This is a genomic window from Cellulomonas sp. Marseille-Q8402, from assembly GCF_965119525.1.
Genome location: NZ_CBCPLX010000001.1, coordinates 2,158,278 through 2,175,049, shown reverse-complemented (window position 1 = coordinate 2,175,049; position 16,772 = coordinate 2,158,278). Strand labels below are relative to the sequence as shown.

Genomic DNA, 16,772 nt, shown 5'->3' with positions numbered 1-16,772 from the left:
TCGGCGCAGGCTGCAGTCGGCGCTGAGCCGCTCCGGGCGGGAGAACTCCGACGTGGCGAACTCGTTCCTCCCGGTCGCGTTCAACCTGGCGATCTTCGCGGCGGGCGTGGTCGGTGCGGTGCTGCTGGAGCACGCCGACGCCCTGGTGCTCGCCGGGCTGATGGCCGCGCTCGGCGCCGTGGCGCTCCTGATCACGCTCGACGGGCGACGCACCGCGTTCACCGCCGGCGACTGAGCGAGGCGGCGCCGGGGGGTCAGTGCGCCGCCGGCAGGTGCACGACGTCGGCGAGGTTGGCCTCGACCTGCTCGAGCCGGCGCAGCAGGTCGTCCTGCTCGGCCGGGGTCAGCGTCCCGGCCGTCGCGGCCTCGAGCCTGCGACCACAGCGCCTCGACCCGGGCGTGCACCGCGCTGCCCGCGGTCGTCGACTCGACGAGGATCGCGCGCCGGTCGCCGTCGCAGGCGCCGCGGCGGACGAAGCCCGCGCGCTCCAGGCGCTGCACGGTCCGGGTCATCGTGGCGGCGTCCGACCCGAGCACGCGGACCAGGTCGGCCGGGCGCTGCGGCCCCTGGTCCCAGAGCCTGCATCATCACGAGCCTCCTGGCCGGGGTGCAGGCCGACCTCGCGCAGGAGCCTGCGCGGTGAGCAACCGGTGGAGCCTGGCGACGCGGATGAGGGCCGACGACAGGGGGCCGGTCCGGGCGGGCTCCGGGCAGCCCGGTGCGTCGTCCACGTCGTCTCCTCGGCCTGCGTCGTCCGCGGGCACCACCGTCTGCGCGCCCGGGGATCGAGTCTACGGGCCGCTCTGCCGGCCTGCCGGGCGCCGTCGCCGCTGCTCAGAGACCTGCGGGTGAGCGCGGTCACACGTGCGGTCGGAATGCCGGCCCGGAGTTACCTGTTCGAGCAAGCATGAGCGGGGCCGACCCCGGCTGCCTGCCGCTCACCACCGAAGGGCTCCCGCGATGACCACGCTCACGACCCAGCCGCCCCGCCCTCTCGCCGTCCCCCAGGTCGCCGTCGCGGCCGTCGTCGCCCTCGCGGCCAACGTCGTCGTCCTGTGGTTCGCCACCGCGCTCGGCGTCACGTTCCAGGTCGGCACGCCGCAACCGGTGACGGCGCTGGCGGTCGCCGTGCTCACCGTCGGGCCGCTCGCGCTCGGCGCCCCGGTCGTCGCCCTCGCCGCGCGCCGGCGTCCCGACCTCCAGCAGCCCGCTGCCTGGGCGGGGCTGGCCGTCGCGCTCCTGACCACGGCGGGCCCGTTCCTCGCCGCCCGCGACCTCGGGACCGCGGCCGCACTGTCCCTCATGCACGTCGTCGTCGGCATCGCCTGGCTCGCAGCGCTCCGCCACCCAACCGCCCCCTAACCCCCCAACCCCCGCGCGCACGCGGGCGCTCCACGCCGAGACTGCGGCACCCGCGCGGTTCGGGCCCCGCGAACCCCGCAGCCGGTGCAGTCTCGGCGCCGCCCGACCCGCGGGTCAGCCCGCGGGGAGCAGGGGAGCCCCGGCGTCCAGCAGCGCCCGCGCGGCGGGGTGGTCCAGCGGGACGTCGGTGACGATCCCGGTGACGTCGCCCAGGGGCAGGACGCGGAACGCCGACGCGGCGCCGATCTTCTCCGCGCTCGCCAGCACGTAGGTGTCCCCGGCGCGGCTCGCGAGCGTGCGCTTGGTGGCGGCCTCCTCGGCGTCGCCCGTGGTCAGGCCCGCCTCCGGGTGCACGCCGGTGACGCCGAGCAGGAACACGTCGGCCCAGATGCCGGCCGCGGACTCCGCGAGGATCGACCCCGACGTCACGACGGAGTGCTTGAACAGCCGCCCGCCGAGCACCAGCACCTCGACGGTGGGGTGCTCGGCCAGCGCGGCCGCGACGGTCGGGCTGTGGGTCACGACGGTGGCCTCGAGGTCCGGCGGCAGGGCGCGGGCCACGGCCAGCGCGGTGGTGCCGCCGTCGAGGATCGCGGTGCTGCCCGGGCGGATCAGCTCGGCGGCGCGACGCGCGACCCGGCTCTTGTTCTCGACGGCGACCGTGCGCCGGCCCGCGTAGTCGACGACGGCGGGCGAGACCGGCAGCGCGCCGCCGTAGACGCGCTGGCACAGGCCGGCGTCGGCCAGCTCCCGCAGGTCGCGGCGCACGCTGTCCTCCGACAGCCCGAGGCGCGCGGCGACGTCCTTGGCCACGACGCGTCCCTCCGTGCGGAGCAGCCGCAGCAGCTCGTCCCGTCGTTGTGCCGGCAGCATGGCGCCTCCTGGTCGTTTCCTGTTGATGCCTAGTGTTGCACGGTTCTGCACGCTACGGTCGACACCATGACTGCACAGATGATCCTGATCGCCGGCCCCTACCAGTCCGGCACGAACGGCGACCCGGCGGCGATGGCCGCCAACCTGCGCGCCCTGGAGGAGGCCGCGTGGCCGGTCTTCGAGCGCGGCCACGTCCCGATGATCGGCGAGTGGGTGGCCCTGCCCGTCCTGACGGGCATGGGCGCGTCCGGACCGACCGACCCGCGGGCCGCCGACGTCCTGCACCCGACGGCCGAGCGGCTGCTCGAGCACTGCGACGCGGTGCTCCGGCTGCCGGGGGAGTCGCGCGGCGCGGACGACGACGTCGCCATCGCCCGGCGTCGCGGCCTGCCGGTGTACACGTCGGTCGACGAGATCCCGCGCGCCGGTTGACCACCGGGCGGAGGGTCTTCTGCCGGGCGCCCGCCGTGCGGTCTGATGGACCCGTGCGCCGAGCCGCGGCGCCGTCCCACCGACCGGAGGACTCCCGATGGCGACGATCGTCTCGACCCTGTTCATCTCGCTCGACGGCGTGGCCGAGATCGACCCGGCCTGGCACTTCCCGTACTTCGACGAGCACATGGGAGCCGCGGTCGGCGAGGACTACGAGGGCGCCGACGTGCTGCTCCTCGGCCGCGTCACCTACGACAGCTTCGCCGGCGCCTGGCCGGAGCGGGAGACGGCCGGCGGCGAGGACGCGACGTTCGCGCAGCAGCTCGGCGACACCCGCAAGCTGGTCGCGACCCGGGGGACGGCCGACCTCGGCTGGCGGAACGCCGAGCCGCTCCGCGGCGACCTGGTCGAGGCCGTCACCGCGCTGAAGGCGGAACCCGGGGTCGGCAAGGTCGTGGTGCCGGGGTCGCTGTCCGTGGTGCGCCAGCTGCTGGCGGCCGGACTGCTCGACGAGCTGCGGCTCTTCGTGCACCCGGTCGCCGCGCGAGCGGGCGGGCGACTCTTCGACGAGGGGGAGCCGATCTACCCCCTGCAGCTCCTGCGGTCGGACATCTTCCCGACCGGCGTCGTGCGGCTGGTCTACGCGCCGGGGACGCTGCCGGGCGCCGACGTCAGCCCGTGACCGCGGCGGTCGCGGACTCGACCGCGACCCGCACGTCCTGCAGCTGCATGCCGAGGTCCGCGAGCAGGTACTGGTCGGTCATCTCCACCGGGGTGTCGCGGACCGCCACCGCGGCGTCCAGCGCCGCCCGGAGCGCGCCGCGGGCCGCGCTGTCCCCGGGGGCGGCCGCCCACGCCTGCTCGCCGGCGGCCAGCACCGGGTCGAGCGCGGCGCGCATCTCCTGGTAGCGCGCGACGTCGACCTCGATCGTGCCCTCGTACGCCGAGGTCATCACCTCGGCGTTCGCCGCGGTGATGACGTCGATCTCGGCCAGCACGCGCTCGTGGAGCTCGCGGACGGCGGCGGCGCGCTCGCTGAGGGAGCCGTCCTCGGGCGGGGTGGTGTCCAGCGCCGCCGCTGCGTCGACCACGGCGGTCGCGTCGGCGCGCACCTGCTCCTCGGCGGTGCCCTCGGCGGAGGCGATGGCCTCGCGCGTGCCCGAGATCCACTGCGAGAGCTCCTCGGCAGCGGGCTCCAGCGCCGCGACGGCCTGCTCGAGGTCGGCCTGCGCCCGGGCCTGCGCGCGCTGGTACCCGACGACCCAGACGGTGCCGGCGACGACGAGGGCCAGCACGAGCAGCGCGACCCCGGCGACGAGCAACCGCGGGCGCCGGCCGCGGCGCCCGTCCGGGGCGGCAGCGGTGGCGGAGCCGTCGACAGGTGCGGGTGGCGTGCTGGTGGCCATGCGGGGTCCCCCTGGACGTGCCGGTCGTGTCGCGGCAGCGTACCCGTCGCCGCAGGCAGCGGGCGTCGGACCTGCGTCCTAGCCTGGGGCGCATGCCCGAGGGTCACACCGTCCACCGCATCGCCCGCCAGTTCGCCCGCGACTTCGTCGGTCACCGGGTGTCCGCGTCCTCGCCGCAGGGCCGGTTCGCCGCGGGTGCCGCGCTGATCGACGGCCGCGAGCTGCTGACCTCGGCAGCCGTCGGCAAGCAGCTGTTCCTCGGGTTCGAGGGCGGCCACGTGCTGCGGGTGCACCTGGGCCTGTACGGGGCGTGGGACTTCCTCGGCGTCGTGTCGCCGCTGGTCGAGGGCGGGGGTGCCGTCGCCAGCCTGGGCGCCCCGCGCGTGCGCCGCGCGGTCCGGATGGGCGAGGGGGAGCGTGAGGGCGACGAGGGCGCCGAGACCGAGGACTTCCCGCCCGCGCCCGTCGGCCAGGTGCGGGTGCGCCTGGCGACGGAGGCGACGGTCGCGGACCTGCGCGGCCCGACGGCGTGCGAGGTGCTCGACCCCGCGGCCACCGCGGCGGCGCTCGCGAAGCTCGGCCCCGACCCGGCGGTCGAGGACGACGTGCGCGCCCGCATGGCCGACCCGCACGCGGTCGCGGCGGCCACGGGGGCGGCAGGCACCGCGACGGATCCGGGGCGTTCGGTCGCGGACGCCATGGCGCCCGGTTCCGGGACGGCCGCCGACGTGATGGTGCAGCGCCTGACCTCGCGCGGGACCCCGGTCGGCCAGCTGCTCATGGACCAGGCCGTCGTCGCCGGGATCGGCAACATCTACCGCGCGGAGCTGCTCTACCGCGCCCGGCTCGACCCGCACACCCCCGGCAGGCGGGTGCCCGCGGAGACGGCGCGCGCGCTCTGGGACGACTGGTCCCTGCTCCTGGCGGACGGCATCCGCGCCGGTGTGATGCTCACCCGGGAGGACCTCGACGACGCCGGTCGCGCCGAGGCGCTGCGCGACCCGGCCGAGCGGCACTGGGTCTACGGGCGGGCGGGGGAGCCGTGCCGCACGTGCGGCACCCCGGTGGTGGTGGAGGAGATGGCCGGCCGCAAGCTCTACTGGTGCCCGACCTGCCAGCGGTAGGTCACGCCACCGCGCGGGGTGCCCGGGTCATCGGCACGTGCGGGATGCCGTCCTCGTCGTAGTCCTCGCCCGCGCGCTCGAACCCGAACCGCGCGTACCACTGCTCGAGGTGCGCCTGGGCGTGCAGGTGGATCGTCGCGTCGGGCCGGCACAGCGTGATCCCGTGCTCGATCAGCGCGCCGGCCACGCCGCGCCCGCGGGCGGCACCGACCGTCGCGACCCGCCCGATCGCGGGCTGGTCGGACCCGGCGCGGAGCACCCGGATGCAGCCGAGCAGCTCGCCGTCGTCGTGCGCCCACACCTGCAGGGTGTCGTCGAGCAGGTCCTGGCCGTCCAGGTCGGGGTAGGGGCAGGTCTGCTCGACGACGAACACGTCCACGCGGAGCCGCAGCACGGCGTACAGGTCGGCGGCGGTGATCTCGGCGGGGGTGCGGGTCTCGATCGTCAGCGGCACCGGGTCAGCGTAGGTCGTGCTGGCCGAGGCGGTCCTGCTCGAGCTCGAAGTCCGCGACGAGCTTGGGGTCCGGCTGCTGCTCGCCGACGGGCACCGGCGCCGCGAGGACGTTGCCGCGGGTCGCGAGGGGGCAGGCCCACGCCGGGTCGTACGCGCAGGACGGGTTGTACGCGAAGTTCAGGTCCAGCACGAGCCCGCCGTCGGTCGCCCGGCCCAGGTCGGCGCCCTTGACGGTGTCGAGCAGGTAGCGACCCCCGCCGTAGGTGCCCCTGCCGGCCGTGGCGTCCTTGACGGGGACGAAGATGCCGCCGCCGTACGTCCGCAGCGCCCAGACGGACAGGCCGCCGAGCCCCTCGAGCTCGACGCGGCCGACGCGGTCGAACGGGACGACGCCGTCGGTCCCCGTGGTGACCTCCAGCCGCTGCGCCGACGTCGCCCGGACGCGCACCTCGAACCGGAACGCGGGGTCGTACGGGGCGACCGACAGCCCCTCGAAGACGGCCTTCGCGGCGGGCCGCAGCGGCGACGCGGCGTGGTCGGCGAACATCTCGTCGCGCCGGGTCACCCACTCGGCGTGCGCGGCGGCGGGGTCGTCGACGGCCAGCCGCCGGACGTCGGCGTACATCTGCGCGGTGCGCCGCCGCCAGTCCGCGACCGCGAGCGCGTCGAGGGCCAGGCCGAGCTGCGTCACCATGACCTCACGGTCTCACGCCCCGGGCCGGCGGGCAGGTCGCCCGCGCCGGTCCAGCCGGCGCAGGGCGCGCACCTCGCGGACGGCCGTCGCGGCGCACACCACGCCGACCAGCAGGGCCCACGGCCGGCCGCGCAGCGCCAGCACCAGGCACACCAGCGCGAGCGCCGACGCGCCGAGCACGACGGCGAGGCTCGACCACCGGATGCCGCGCAGCACGACCCCGACGCTACCCGCCCGAAGGGGCCGCGGCCGCGGTACGCCGGCCGACGTGAAAGGCTCGGCGCATGGACCTGAGGATCTTCACCGAACCGCAGCAGGGCGCCACCTACGACGACATCCTCGCCGTCGCGCGCGCCACGGAGGACCTGGGCTTCGACGCCTTCTTCCGCTCGGACCACTACCTGTCGATGGGCGGCGACGGCCTGCCCGGCCCGACCGACGCCTGGACGACGCTCGCCGGCCTGGCCCGCGAGACCAGCCGCATCCGCCTCGGCACGCTCGTGACGTCGGCGACGTTCCGGCACCCCGGCGTGCTCGCCATCCAGGTCGCGCAGGTCGACCAGATGTCCGGCGGCCGCGTCGAGCTGGGGCTCGGCGCGGGCTGGTTCGCCGAGGAGCACGCCGCCTACGGCATCCCGTTCCCGGAGAAGCGGTTCGGCCCGCTGACCGAGCAGCTCGAGGTCGTCACCGGCCTGTGGGGCACCCCGGTCGGCGAGCGGTTCGACTACGCCGGCGAGCACTACACGCTCACCAAGAGCCCCGCGCTGCCCAAGCCGGTGCAGACGTCGCCGCTCGACCCGTCGAAGGCCGGCGTGCCCGTGATCGTCGGCGGGCTCGGCCCGAAGCGGACCCCGGCGCTCGCGGCGCGGTTCGCGTCCGAGTTCAACCTGTCGTTCCCGGCGCTGGACCAGGTCGGGGAGAAGCTCGACACGGTCCGCGAGGCGTGCCGCGCCATCGGGCGCGACCCCGAGTCGCTGACCATGTCGGTGGCGCTGGTCCTGGCCGCGGGAAGGGACGACGCCGAGGTGGACCGCCGGTCCGCCGCCATCGGGCGCGACCCGCAGGAGGTCCGCGGGGTCGGCATCGCCGGCACGCCGACCGCGGTCGTCGACCGGCTGGGCTCGCTCGCCGAGCTCGGCGTGAGCCGCGTCTACCTGCAGGTCCTCGACCTGCAGGACCTGGACCACCTGGAGCTGGTGGCCTCCGAGGTCATGCCGCAGCTGGGCTGACGGCGCCGGCCCGCGACCTGCCCGCCGCACGTCCCGTGCGCAGCAGGTCGCGGGCCACGACCACCGCCAGCACGACCAGCAGCACGTTCCGCAGCACCAGGACCAGCGAGGGCCCGGCCTGCTGCAGGGTGATGCCGTCGTAGGCGATCGGGAACACGAGCTGCGTCAGCGCGGCGACGACCAGCACCAGCGCGGCGGGCACCCGCCAGGCCCGCAGCCCGGCCGCCCCGGGCCGTGCGAGGCCCACGGCGACGGGCCCGGCGAGCCAGCCGACGAACTGCGGCGAGCCGACCTTGTTGGCCAGGATCAGCGTCACGGCGACCAGCAGCGCGCCGCGCGCGAGGAAGCCTGCGGTGTCGAGGGCCTCGCCGCCCCGGTGGCGGACCAGGAGCAGCAGCCCGGTCACCGCCGCGAGCGCCAGCGGCAGCACGACGCCCAGCGCCCCGGCCACGACGGCGGTCCCCGGGCCGGCGATCTCCCACGTGGTGATCGCGTCGTTCAGCACCACCCGCACGTCCGGCCCGACCAGGCCCGCCAGCACCCACGGCGTCGCGGCCACCGACTCCAGCTGCAGCCCCCGCTCGCCCTGCTCGGTGAGGAAGCTGGCGAGGTGGCCCAGCCCGCCGCCCGCGGCGACCGCGCCGACGACGACGACGCACACCGCCGCGGCGGGCAGCACCAGGTCCCGCCAGGGCCGCCGCAGGACCAGCACCAGCGGCAGCAGCAGCGCACCCGGGGCGACCTTGACCCACGCGCCGGCGGTGAGCAGCGCGGACGCGACCGCGGGGTGCCGCAGGGCGACGGTGAGCGCGACGACGACCAGCGGCGCGACGACGGCGTCCAGCCGGCCGACCGCCACGGGGCCGAGCAGCAGCACGAAGGCGAGCCACCACCAGGCACCGAGCGCGGGGTCGCGCGGCGACGGGACCACGACGCCCCGCACCGCCGGCCCGCCGGCCCCGCGTGCGCCCCGCAGCAGCACGCCGACGGCGACCGCGTCCAGCGCCGTGATCAGCACGGACCAGCCGACCGCGTACGGCTGCGTCCCGACGGCGTCCACGAGCGCCGGCAGCAGCATCGGGACCACGGCGCCGGCCGGGTAGACCCAGTCGCCGTCGATCACGGGCCACACGCCCTGGTGCAGCCCCTGCCACATCCACCAGCGGTACAGGTCCAGGTCCCAGAACGCCCGTGCGGGGATCAGCACCGTCCCGACGTACGCGATCCAGCCGTGCACCAGCACGAAGGCGGTCCACAGCGCGGCGCGGGAGCGCAGCAGGCGGCTGACGGCACGGATGGCGCACCTCCGGGTGGGACGTCGGGCGGCCACACCCTACGGGGCGCACGCGCTAGCCTCCTCTGCGGCGCCCGGACGGACCGGTGCGCCGTCGAGGAGGCGGACCGCGTGAGCGCGATCGGGTGGCGGGTGCACGGCGACGGCCGGCGGATCGAGCCGGGGGCCGTCGTGTCCCCCGACGAGCGGCTGTCCTGGCCGCGGACCGTCGGCATCGGCATGCAGCACGTCGTCGCGATGTTCGGCGCGACGTTCCTCGTCCCGCTGCTCACCGGGTTCTCGCCCGCGACCACGCTGCTGTTCTCGGCGCTGGGCACCGTCGTGTTCCTGCTCGTGACCGGCAACCGGCTGCCGTCGTACCTGGGGTCGAGCTTCGCGTTCATCGGGCCGATCGTCGCGGCGACGGCCTCCGGCGGGCAGTCGGCCGCGGTCGGCGGGATCCTGGCGACCGGCGTGCTGCTCGCGGTGATCGGCCTGGTCGTGCACCTGGCCGGCTCGCGCTGGATCGACCTGGTCATGCCGCCGGTCGTGACGGGCACCGTGGTCGCGCTGATCGGCTTCAACCTCGCGCCGACCGCCTGGGGCACCTGCGACGACGCGGGGGTCTGCAGCGGGTTCCGCGCCGCGCCCGTCACCGCGGTGATCACGCTGGCGGCCATCGTGCTGTCCGCCGTGCTGTTCCGGGGCATCCTCGGCCGGCTGTCGATCCTGGTGGGCGTCGTGGTCGGCTACGTCGTCGCGACGCTGCGCGACGAGGTCGACTTCACCGCCGTCGGCGACGCCGCCTGGTTCGGCCTGCCGGAGTTCGTGGCCCCGACGTTCGAGCCGCGGCTGCTCGGGCTGTTCCTGCCCGTGGTGTTCGTGCTGATCGCGGAGAACGTCGGCCACGTGAAGTCCGTCGCCGCGATGACCGGCAAGGACCTCGACCCGCTGACCGGCCGCGCGCTGCTGGCCGACGGCCTGGCGACCACCCTCGCCGGCCTCGGCGGCGGCTCGGGCACCACCACGTACGCGGAGAACATCGGCGTCATGGCGGCGACCAAGGTCTACTCCACCGCGGCGTACTGGGTCGCGGCGGCCACCGCCCTGGTGCTCAGCCTGTCGCCGAAGTTCGGCGAGCTGATCAACACCATCCCGGCCGGCGTGCTCGGCGGTGCGACCACGGTGCTCTACGGGATGATCGGCGTGCTCGGCGCCCGGATCTGGGTGCAGAACAAGGTCGACTTCTCCAACCAGGTGAACCTCACCACCGCGGCCGTCGCCCTGGTGGTCGGCATCGCCAACTACACCTGGGTGGTCGGCGACCTCGCGTTCGAGGGCATCGCGCTCGGCACCGCGGCGGCGATCGGGGTCTACCACGTCATGCGGGCCGTGGCCCGGTGGCGCGGGACCACGCAGGAGCCGGCGTCCCCGGCGTCGGTGCCCGGCGGGACCGAGCTGGAGCGCTGAGCCCGACGCGCCGCAGCGCGCCGGCCGGGGGCGGTCAGCCCTCGGCCGGGACGGGCGCCTCGGTGGCCGGCGGCGCGGTCGGCTGCGGCACGGCGGTGACCTGGTCCAGGGCGATGCAGCCCTCCGGGACCGCGAACGGCTGGTCCGCGACCAGCACTACGTCGGCCGCCGCGACCAGCGCGCTGTAGGACGAGCCGACGACGACGTCGACCGTGGCGTCCGCGCGGGTGTCGAGGACCAGCTGCGGGGTGTCGAACTGCGCCGCCACCGTGTAGGCCGCGGCGACGCCCTGCGTGCCGAACTGGATGCGGGCGCTGCCCGAGTAGCCGGTGTAGCCCATGTCGGCCGCGTTGACCTGCTGCCCGATGGTGAACCCGCGGGCGGCGAGCGCGGAGGCGGTGTCGCCCGCCAGGCCGATCCGGTTGGTCCCGTTGAGCACGTTCACCGCGACCTGGCCGTACGGCACGGGCGTGGCGCCCTCGGGCGGGCAGGGCGAGTCCGCGGCCGCGAGGCCGGTCGGCTCGGGCGAGGAGAAGTCCCGCGACAGGAACGGCAGCGTCAGGCTGCCGGTGTAGACGGCGGCGGCACCGAGCGCGGCCACGGCGAGCCCGCCGATCAGCACGCCGAACACGACGGCCTGGCGCTCGCGGGTGTGCCGTCGGCGTCGCTGGCGTGCGGCGTCGGGCGTGCGGTCAGCGCTCATCGGACTCGATCACGAGGACGCGCGCGTGCAGCACGGGCCGCTGCTGGAGGGCGGCACGCACCGCGCGGTGCAGGCCGTCCTCGAGGTAGAGCACGCCCCGCCACTGCACGACGTGCGCGAACAGGTCCCCGTAGAACGTGGAGTCCTCCGACAGGAGGTTGTCCAGGTTCAGGGTCCGCTTGGTGGTGACCAGCTCGTCCAGGCGCACCTGGCGCGGCGGGACCTCGGCCCACTGCTTGGGCGTGACGAGGCCGTGATCGGGATAGGGCCTGCCCTCGCCCACCGACTTGAAGATCACGCTCGTGAGTGTAGGGGCATCGGGACCGGTCCCGGACGGCGGCTCGCGGGGCGGGACCGGCGTGCTCGCCGGGAGGCGTCCGCCCTGGTGCACCCGGGTGAACTTGGCGCGGTGGGTCGCGTCCGCGCACCTGGTGGCCGATGGGACGGGTACGGCAGCCCGCCGGTCGTGGCGGGCCGCCGAGGGTCGCCGCGGACCGCCGCGGGCCGGGGAGGAGGTGCGGATGCCGCACGTCGCGCGTCGTCGCGCCCGCAGGCGGGTGCGCCTCGTCGTCGCCGTCCTGGTGCCCGTCGGCCTCGCCCTGTCCCTGCTCGCCTCGGCGGTGGACGGGCGCCAGCAGCGCGAGCGCGCCGAGGACCGCGCCGCGGCGCAGCTGGCCGTCACCGCGGAGCAGCTCCTCGCACGGGTCGAGACGCAGACCCGGCTCGCCTGCACCTCGGCGTCGATGCTCACGCCGACTCCCGGGAGCACCTGGGCCGACGGCGCCGCGGCGTGGGAGTCGCACCTGCGCGTGCTCGGCGGCCTCACCAGCACCGGCACCGCCACCGCCACCGGCGCCGTCGGCTGGGTCCCCGCCCCGGCGAGCCCCGCGGTGCGCGCGGGCGCGGTCCACCTCGCCCCCACCGGCCACGCCGGTGCCGGCGAGGTCCAGGTGGAGCGGCTGGTCCGGTTCGGCGTGCCCTCCGTCCTCGACCGGCTCGTCGCGGGCCAGGCGGACCCGGCGGGGCTGCCCGCGGTCGCGGAGGCGCTCGCGTCCGCACGCGACTCCGGCGCGGCCACCCTGTCCGCCCCGTACGACGGCGCCCTGCCCGGCGCGCCCGGCGCGGCGCAGGCCCGCGGGCCGGAGGTCGTCGTCGCCGTCCCCGTCTACGACGGCACCCGCGCGCCGGAGGACCGCGGGGAGCGGCAACGCCGGCTCCTGGGGTGGACGCTCACGACCTTCCGGGTCGCCCCGCTGCTCGACGCCGTGGTCACGCGGCCGCGGGACGCCACGGTGGTCCGCGACGGCGGTGCCGTGCTCGGCACGCTCGCCGGCGAGGAGGGCGCGGACCGCACCGTCGTGGACGCCGCCGCCCCGACGCTCGACGTGCCGGTGGTGGGGCGCACCTGGACCCTCGTCGCGGCCGGCGGGGACGTGCCCGCGCCGCTGTCGTGGATCCCGCTGGTGGGCGGCGTCCTGCTGACCGGGCTCGTCGTCGGCCTGATCGCCTCCCGGGCCGCGGCCGAGGGCCGCGCGGTCGAGCTCGCCGCCGACCGGACCCGCGCCCTGGCGGCCCGGACGCAGGACCTCGAGTCGATCACCCGGAACACCCCCGACGCGCTCGCCCGGGTGGACGCGGACGCGCGCCTGCAGTTCGTCAACGCCGCGATGCGCGGTGCCGCCCACGTCACGGACGCGGACCTCGGCTCGACCGTCGCCGAGCTGGCCGGCCGGTCCCCGGTGGCCGACGCCGTGCGGGCGCTCGCGCACCACATGCTGGCCATCGGCGGGGCCGGTGTCGACGTCGACACCGACCCGCGCCGGCTGATCAGCATGTCCGCGCACTCGGGCGGCCGCTGGTACGAGGTGCGCGCCGTCCCCGAGGCGGGCGCCGACGGCACCGTCGAGGCCGTGCTGGTCGTCGCCCGGGACGTCACCCGGTTCCGCGAGGCGCAGGACCGGCTCACGCACGCCGCCACCCACGACCCGCTCACCGGGCTGGCCAACCGGGACGTCGCCCGCGAGCGGGCCGTCGCCGCGCTCACCACGTCCCGGGCCGGGACCGCGCTGCTGCTGCTCGACCTGGACCGGTTCAAGCTGGTCAACGACTCCTACGGCCACGCCGTCGGCGACGAGCTGCTCCAGCGGGCCGCGACCCGGGTCGCCGCGGACCTCCCGGACCGGGCGACCGCCGCCCGTCTCGGCGGCGACGAGTTCGTGGTGCTGCTGCCGGACGCCACCCCGGCCGTCGCCGAGGCCGCGGCGCTGCGCCTGGTCGCGGCGTTCGACGAGCCGTTCGCGCTGCACGACGAGGAGTTCGCGGTGGGGTGCAGCGTGGGCGTGGTGCACGCCGAGCCCGGCACCATCCCCTGGGACGAGCTGCTCCGCTCCGCGGACGTCGCCATGTACAGCGCCAAGGCGGCCGGCGGCGGCTGCCACCAGTGGTACGAGGAGCACGGCGCCGACCAGGCCCGGCAGCGCCTGACGATGGCCGCCGACCTGCGCCGCGCCTGCGAGGAGGGCGAGCTCTCCCTGGTGTACCAGGGCGAGGTCGACCTGGTGACCGGGCGGGTCGAGGGCGTCGAGGCGCTGATGCGCTGGACCAGCCGCACGCGCGGACCCGTGTCGCCGGCGGAGTTCATCCCGGTCGCCGAGGAGACCGGCCTGATCGGCGACCTCGGCGCCTGGGCGCTGGACCGGGCGCTCGGGGAGGTCGTCGCGCACAACCGCGCCACCGGCAGCGACCTGCGCGCGTGGGTCAACGTGTCCCCGCGGCAGTTCGGCCCCGGCCAGGACCGCGCCGACCTGGTCACGCTCGTGGTCGACGTCCTCGCGCGGCACGACGCCCCGTCCAGCTGGCTCGGCATCGAGGTCACCGAGAGCGCGCTCGCGGACGACGCCCGGGCGGTGCCGATGCTGCGCGCGCTGCGCGAGCTCGGCGTCGGCGTCGCCATCGACGACTTCGGCACCGGCTACTCGTCGCTGTCCCGGTTGCACGACTACCCGGTGACCCTGCTGAAGATCGACCAGTCGTTCGTGCAGGAGCTCGGCGGCTCCGGGGCCGCGGGGTCGCGCGCGGCCGGCATCGTCGAGGCCGTGGTGGCCCTCGGGCGGTCGCTCGGCGCCGACGTCATCGCCGAGGGCGTGGAGGACGAGCCGCGCTACACCGCGCTGCGCTCCCTCGGCTGCGACCTGGCGCAGGGCTACCTGTTCGGCCGGCCCGGGGCGTTCACCGACGCCGTGCGGCCCGTGGACGTGCCCGGGCCGGTGCTGCCGGGGATGGTCGGCGCGAGGCTGCCCGGGCCGCGCTGACCGGCGCCCTGCTGCAGCAGCATCCACGTCGCGCACGACGCCGCGAGCAGCGGCACCGCCAGCCCGATCCCCGTCGCCGGCACGACCACGCCCGAGTCGTTCAGCGCGAACCCGATGCCCAGCGTGACGGCCAGCGCGATCAGGCCCTTGAGCAGCATCGGGGCGTCCGTCGCGATCCGGCGCAGCGGCGCGCCGCCCGACAGCCAGGCGTAGGGGCCGCCGTCCGGCGCGCTGACCGCCGAGCGCGCCGGGCGCCCGACCAGCAGCACGACGAGCAGCAGGCCGCCGATCGCGAGCAGCGTCTGCTCGCTGCCGAACAGGATCCGCAGGTTCGTCTCGCCCTTGCGCAGCAGGACCGTCCACAGCCCGCCGTCCAGCACGGTCTCGATGAAGGCGCCGAGGTGCGTGCGCTCGTCCGGCGGCCGCAGCCAGTCGGCGACCGCGATGCTCACCACGGTCACCGCGCCCGCGGCGAGGACCGCCAGCACCCGGCGCCAGGTCAGCCGGACCCCGGCCGCGAGCAGCGCGAGGATCGCGAAGCCGGGCACCAGGGCGGGCGGCCCGCCGAAGTCCGCGCCGATCGACGGCGTCCCGTTGATCACCACCGCGGCCAGCCCCATCGCCGCGATCACCGCGACGGCCCGCCCGCGTCGGCCCGCCCGCAGCAGCGGGTCCGCCAGCGCGACCGTCGTGAGGATCATCGCCGTGGCGAACAGGGCGAACGCCGGGTTGCCGAAGCCGTAGAACCGTCCGGCGACCAGCGAGCCCGGGCCCATCATCGAGTCGAGCGCGAGCCGGGCGCCGGTCGCGACGTCCGCCGCCAGGACGACAGCCGTGATCCCGCCGACGACGCCGAGCGGGGCCAGCAGGCGCCCGCGCCACCACCGCGGCAGCAGCGTCACCGCGACGATCGCGCCGGAGAACAGCGCCACCGCGCCGGTCAGCGCCCAGGGCGGCGAGCCGGCGCGCCACCAGGGCAGCAGGTTCGCGAGGAACGTCGACACCGGCACCGCCGCCACCGCGACGGCGGCCACCCGCAGGCCGTGCAGCACGCGCCGCGGGTGCTCGGCGCGGGTCGGGCGGCGCCACAGCCGGTGCACCAGCCCGGCCCACCACCCGCGCACCCGGGCGTTCAGCCCGACCATCACCATGAGGTACAGCGCCAGGTTCAGCCCCACCCACCACACGTAGAACCCGCCGACCAGCGGCTTGGCCGCCTGCGCGTGCCGGTTCTGGTCGATGAGGTACGCCACCCGCTCGCCCGCGGTGGCGTCGTCCGGGGCGTGCCGCACGAGCGAGCCCACCAGCGCCCCCGTGGGTGCCTGGTCCCGGATGCCGAGCGCCTCCAGCAGCGTCGGCGTCACGTCCGTCGCCTGCAGGAACCCGGTCTGCCGGGTCGACGACGAGCCGATCGTCCCGCCCGCGTACGTCCCGCCGTCGGCCGTCGGGCCCAGGGCGGCGGCCAGCTGCAGGTGCGCGCGGCGGCTGGAGTCGGCCAGGGACAGCACCAGCACGGTCGCGCCGTCGTCGGCGTCCCCGACCGCGTCGAGCACGGCGCCGATCCGGGCGTCGATCTGCTGGACCTGCTCCGCGCGGGTCGGCTCGATCACCACGTCGGTCCCGGACAGGTCGGGCTGGTCCTGCTCCTCGTCCGACGGCGTCACCGCGTCCGCCTCCGAGCGCCCGCGCGTCTGGTAGCCCGGGTCGCGCACCGTGCCCGCGTCGACCACGACCAGCTGCGACGTCTCGAGCGCCGCGGCCACCGCGTCCTCGAGCCCCGCGCGGTCCGCCGGCGAGCGCACGTGGTCGCCCACCGGCATGCCGTCCGCGTCCGCCAGCGCGATCGCCGCACCCGGTCCGACGCCCGTCGCCGGCACCCCGGCCGCCGCCACCGTGTCGCCGAGCAGCCCCAGCCGGGAGTCGTAGGAGGACTCGTCCGTCGCCTGGACGTAGTCCGCCCAGCCCGGCGTCGCGCCGTTGGCCAGCGGGTCCCGCAGCGTGCGGCAGGTGCCGTCGGCCACCGACAGGTCGTCCGCGCGGCCGCCCGCGGAGACCGCCAGCCAGCCCGCCGCGGGGCAGGTGAACGACCGCACGCTGCGGACCACCGTGGTGCCGACCGCGGCCTCGCGGGACAGCTCCCACAGCGCCGGCGTGGTCAGCGAGCCCAGGTCGTCCCAGCGCAGCCCCGTCACGCCGACCAGCACCACCGGTGCCGTGGCGGCCGGTGCCTCGTCGGCGGCGGCGGCCCCGGGCGCCGCCGCGAGCCAGCCGAGCGCCACCGTCAGCAGCGCCGCCAGGGTGCCCGCGACCAGTCGGACGGGGCGGGCGGCGGCTGCGGGCGTGCGGGACGCGGGCGTGGACAGGGGCACCGGTCCAGCGTACGGGCGCACTACTCTCGGACGAGTCGTGGCCACCGTGCCCCGCCGGCACCTGCCCGGCA

16 protein-coding genes are annotated in these 16,772 nt (G+C 76.5%); 7 read left to right on the top strand and 9 right to left on the bottom strand.

Annotated elements, in window-relative coordinates; all coding sequences use genetic code 11:
- Window positions 1–961: 961 nt before the first annotated feature.
- Entirely contained in the window at window positions 962–1,363 is a 402-nt protein-coding gene (locus ACWPWW_RS10005) for a DUF6069 family protein (RefSeq protein ID WP_454050158.1), read from the top strand.
- A 114-nt stretch (window positions 1,364–1,477) separates the two neighbouring features.
- Here the strand turns inward: ACWPWW_RS10005 and ACWPWW_RS10000 are convergent, their stop codons facing one another.
- Window positions 1,478–2,236, bottom strand: coding sequence for a DeoR/GlpR family DNA-binding transcription regulator (locus tag ACWPWW_RS10000; protein WP_454050157.1), 759 nt, complete (start codon window positions 2,234–2,236; stop codon window positions 1,478–1,480).
- 66 nt (window positions 2,237–2,302) lie between these two features.
- On the opposite strand from ACWPWW_RS10000, the gene ACWPWW_RS09995 reads away from it, so the two are divergent.
- Both ACWPWW_RS09995 and ACWPWW_RS09990 read left to right on the top strand, forming a co-directional pair.
- A complete protein-coding gene (locus ACWPWW_RS09995; protein WP_454050156.1) occupies window positions 2,303–2,668 on the top strand; it encodes a DUF4406 domain-containing protein in 366 nt (121 codons plus the stop codon).
- Window positions 2,669–2,765: 97 nt separating this feature from the next.
- On the top strand, window positions 2,766–3,350 hold the full coding sequence (locus ACWPWW_RS09990) for a dihydrofolate reductase family protein (RefSeq protein WP_454050155.1): 585 nt from the start codon (window positions 2,766–2,768) through the stop codon (window positions 3,348–3,350).
- Here the strand turns inward: ACWPWW_RS09990 and ACWPWW_RS09985 are convergent.
- Window positions 3,340–4,074 (bottom strand): hypothetical protein, encoded by a 735-nt coding sequence (locus ACWPWW_RS09985; protein ID WP_454050154.1) that lies wholly within the window; start codon window positions 4,072–4,074, stop codon window positions 3,340–3,342. The genes ACWPWW_RS09990 and ACWPWW_RS09985 overlap by 11 nt on opposite strands.
- Before the next feature lie 92 nt (window positions 4,075–4,166).
- Between ACWPWW_RS09985 and ACWPWW_RS09980 the strand changes: the two genes are divergently transcribed.
- On the top strand, window positions 4,167–5,198 hold the full coding sequence (locus ACWPWW_RS09980) for an Fpg/Nei family DNA glycosylase (RefSeq protein ID WP_454050153.1): 1,032 nt from the start codon (window positions 4,167–4,169) through the stop codon (window positions 5,196–5,198).
- 1 nt (window position 5,199) lies between these two features.
- Here ACWPWW_RS09980 and ACWPWW_RS09975 read toward each other — a convergent pair whose 3' ends face one another.
- The 3 genes from ACWPWW_RS09975 to ACWPWW_RS09965 are packed head-to-tail and all read right to left on the bottom strand — an operon-like array spanning window position 5,200 to window position 6,562.
- Entirely contained in the window at window positions 5,200–5,652 is a 453-nt protein-coding gene (locus ACWPWW_RS09975; protein WP_454050152.1) for a GNAT family N-acetyltransferase, read from the bottom strand.
- Window positions 5,653–5,656: 4 nt separating this feature from the next.
- Window positions 5,657–6,346, bottom strand: coding sequence for a DUF1684 domain-containing protein (locus tag ACWPWW_RS09970; protein WP_454050151.1), 690 nt, complete (start codon window positions 6,344–6,346; stop codon window positions 5,657–5,659).
- Window positions 6,347–6,358: 12 nt separating this feature from the next.
- Window positions 6,359–6,562 carry a hypothetical protein gene (locus tag ACWPWW_RS09965; RefSeq protein ID WP_454050150.1) on the bottom strand — a complete coding sequence of 68 codons (204 nt, stop codon included), beginning with the start codon at window positions 6,560–6,562 and terminating at the stop codon, window positions 6,359–6,361.
- A 68-nt stretch (window positions 6,563–6,630) separates the two neighbouring features.
- Here ACWPWW_RS09965 and ACWPWW_RS09960 point away from each other — a divergent pair, with 68 nt between their 5' ends.
- Window positions 6,631–7,575, top strand: coding sequence for an LLM class F420-dependent oxidoreductase (locus tag ACWPWW_RS09960; protein WP_454050149.1), 945 nt, complete (start codon window positions 6,631–6,633; stop codon window positions 7,573–7,575).
- Here ACWPWW_RS09960 and ACWPWW_RS09955 read toward each other — a convergent pair.
- Entirely contained in the window at window positions 7,556–8,905 is a 1,350-nt protein-coding gene (locus tag ACWPWW_RS09955) for a glycosyltransferase 87 family protein (protein WP_454050148.1), read from the bottom strand. The two genes, ACWPWW_RS09960 and ACWPWW_RS09955, sit on opposite strands and share 20 nt — an antisense overlap.
- 75 nt (window positions 8,906–8,980) lie before the next feature.
- Between ACWPWW_RS09955 and ACWPWW_RS09950 the strand changes: the two genes are divergently transcribed.
- Window positions 8,981–10,318: a uracil-xanthine permease family protein gene (locus ACWPWW_RS09950; protein ID WP_454050147.1), complete on the top strand. Its 1,338-nt coding sequence runs from the start codon at window positions 8,981–8,983 to the stop codon at window positions 10,316–10,318.
- Between the two features lie 34 nt (window positions 10,319–10,352).
- Here the strand turns inward: ACWPWW_RS09950 and ACWPWW_RS09945 are convergent, their stop codons facing one another.
- Complete coding sequence (locus tag ACWPWW_RS09945; protein ID WP_454050146.1) at window positions 10,353–11,021, bottom strand: LytR C-terminal domain-containing protein; 669 nt, start codon at window positions 11,019–11,021, stop codon at window positions 10,353–10,355.
- Entirely contained in the window at window positions 11,011–11,319 is a 309-nt protein-coding gene (locus ACWPWW_RS09940; protein ID WP_324844520.1) for a type II toxin-antitoxin system VapB family antitoxin, read from the bottom strand. The genes ACWPWW_RS09945 and ACWPWW_RS09940 overlap by 11 nt, the downstream gene beginning before the upstream one ends.
- A 223-nt stretch (window positions 11,320–11,542) precedes the next feature.
- Between ACWPWW_RS09940 and ACWPWW_RS09935 the strand changes: the two genes are divergently transcribed.
- Window positions 11,543–14,332, top strand: coding sequence for a bifunctional diguanylate cyclase/phosphodiesterase (locus ACWPWW_RS09935; protein ID WP_454050145.1), 2,790 nt, complete (start codon window positions 11,543–11,545; stop codon window positions 14,330–14,332).
- Here ACWPWW_RS09935 and ACWPWW_RS09930 read toward each other — a convergent pair.
- On the bottom strand, window positions 14,224–16,701 hold the full coding sequence (locus tag ACWPWW_RS09930) for a hypothetical protein (protein WP_454050144.1): 2,478 nt from the start codon (window positions 16,699–16,701) through the stop codon (window positions 14,224–14,226). The two genes, ACWPWW_RS09935 and ACWPWW_RS09930, sit on opposite strands and share 109 nt — an antisense overlap.
- Window positions 16,702–16,772 lie beyond the last annotated feature (71 nt).

Coding starts and splice junctions, on each gene's coding strand:
- ACWPWW_RS10000 (WP_454050157.1), bottom strand. CDS start 2,236: ATGCTGCCGGCACAACGACGGGACGAGCTGCTGCGGCTGCTCCGCACG.
- ACWPWW_RS09985 (WP_454050154.1), bottom strand. CDS start 4,074: ATGGCCACCAGCACGCCACCCGCACCTGTCGACGGCTCCGCCACCGCT.
- ACWPWW_RS09960 (WP_454050149.1), top strand. CDS start 6,631: ATGGACCTGAGGATCTTCACCGAACCGCAGCAGGGCGCCACCTACGAC.
- ACWPWW_RS09980 (WP_454050153.1), top strand. CDS start 4,167: ATGCCCGAGGGTCACACCGTCCACCGCATCGCCCGCCAGTTCGCCCGC.
- ACWPWW_RS09970 (WP_454050151.1), bottom strand. CDS start 6,346: ATGGTGACGCAGCTCGGCCTGGCCCTCGACGCGCTCGCGGTCGCGGAC.
- ACWPWW_RS09995 (WP_454050156.1), top strand. CDS start 2,303: ATGACTGCACAGATGATCCTGATCGCCGGCCCCTACCAGTCCGGCACG.
- ACWPWW_RS09935 (WP_454050145.1), top strand. CDS start 11,543: ATGCCGCACGTCGCGCGTCGTCGCGCCCGCAGGCGGGTGCGCCTCGTC.
- ACWPWW_RS09945 (WP_454050146.1), bottom strand. CDS start 11,021: ATGAGCGCTGACCGCACGCCCGACGCCGCACGCCAGCGACGCCGACGG.
- ACWPWW_RS09990 (WP_454050155.1), top strand. CDS start 2,766: ATGGCGACGATCGTCTCGACCCTGTTCATCTCGCTCGACGGCGTGGCC.
- ACWPWW_RS10005 (WP_454050158.1), top strand. CDS start 962: ATGACCACGCTCACGACCCAGCCGCCCCGCCCTCTCGCCGTCCCCCAG.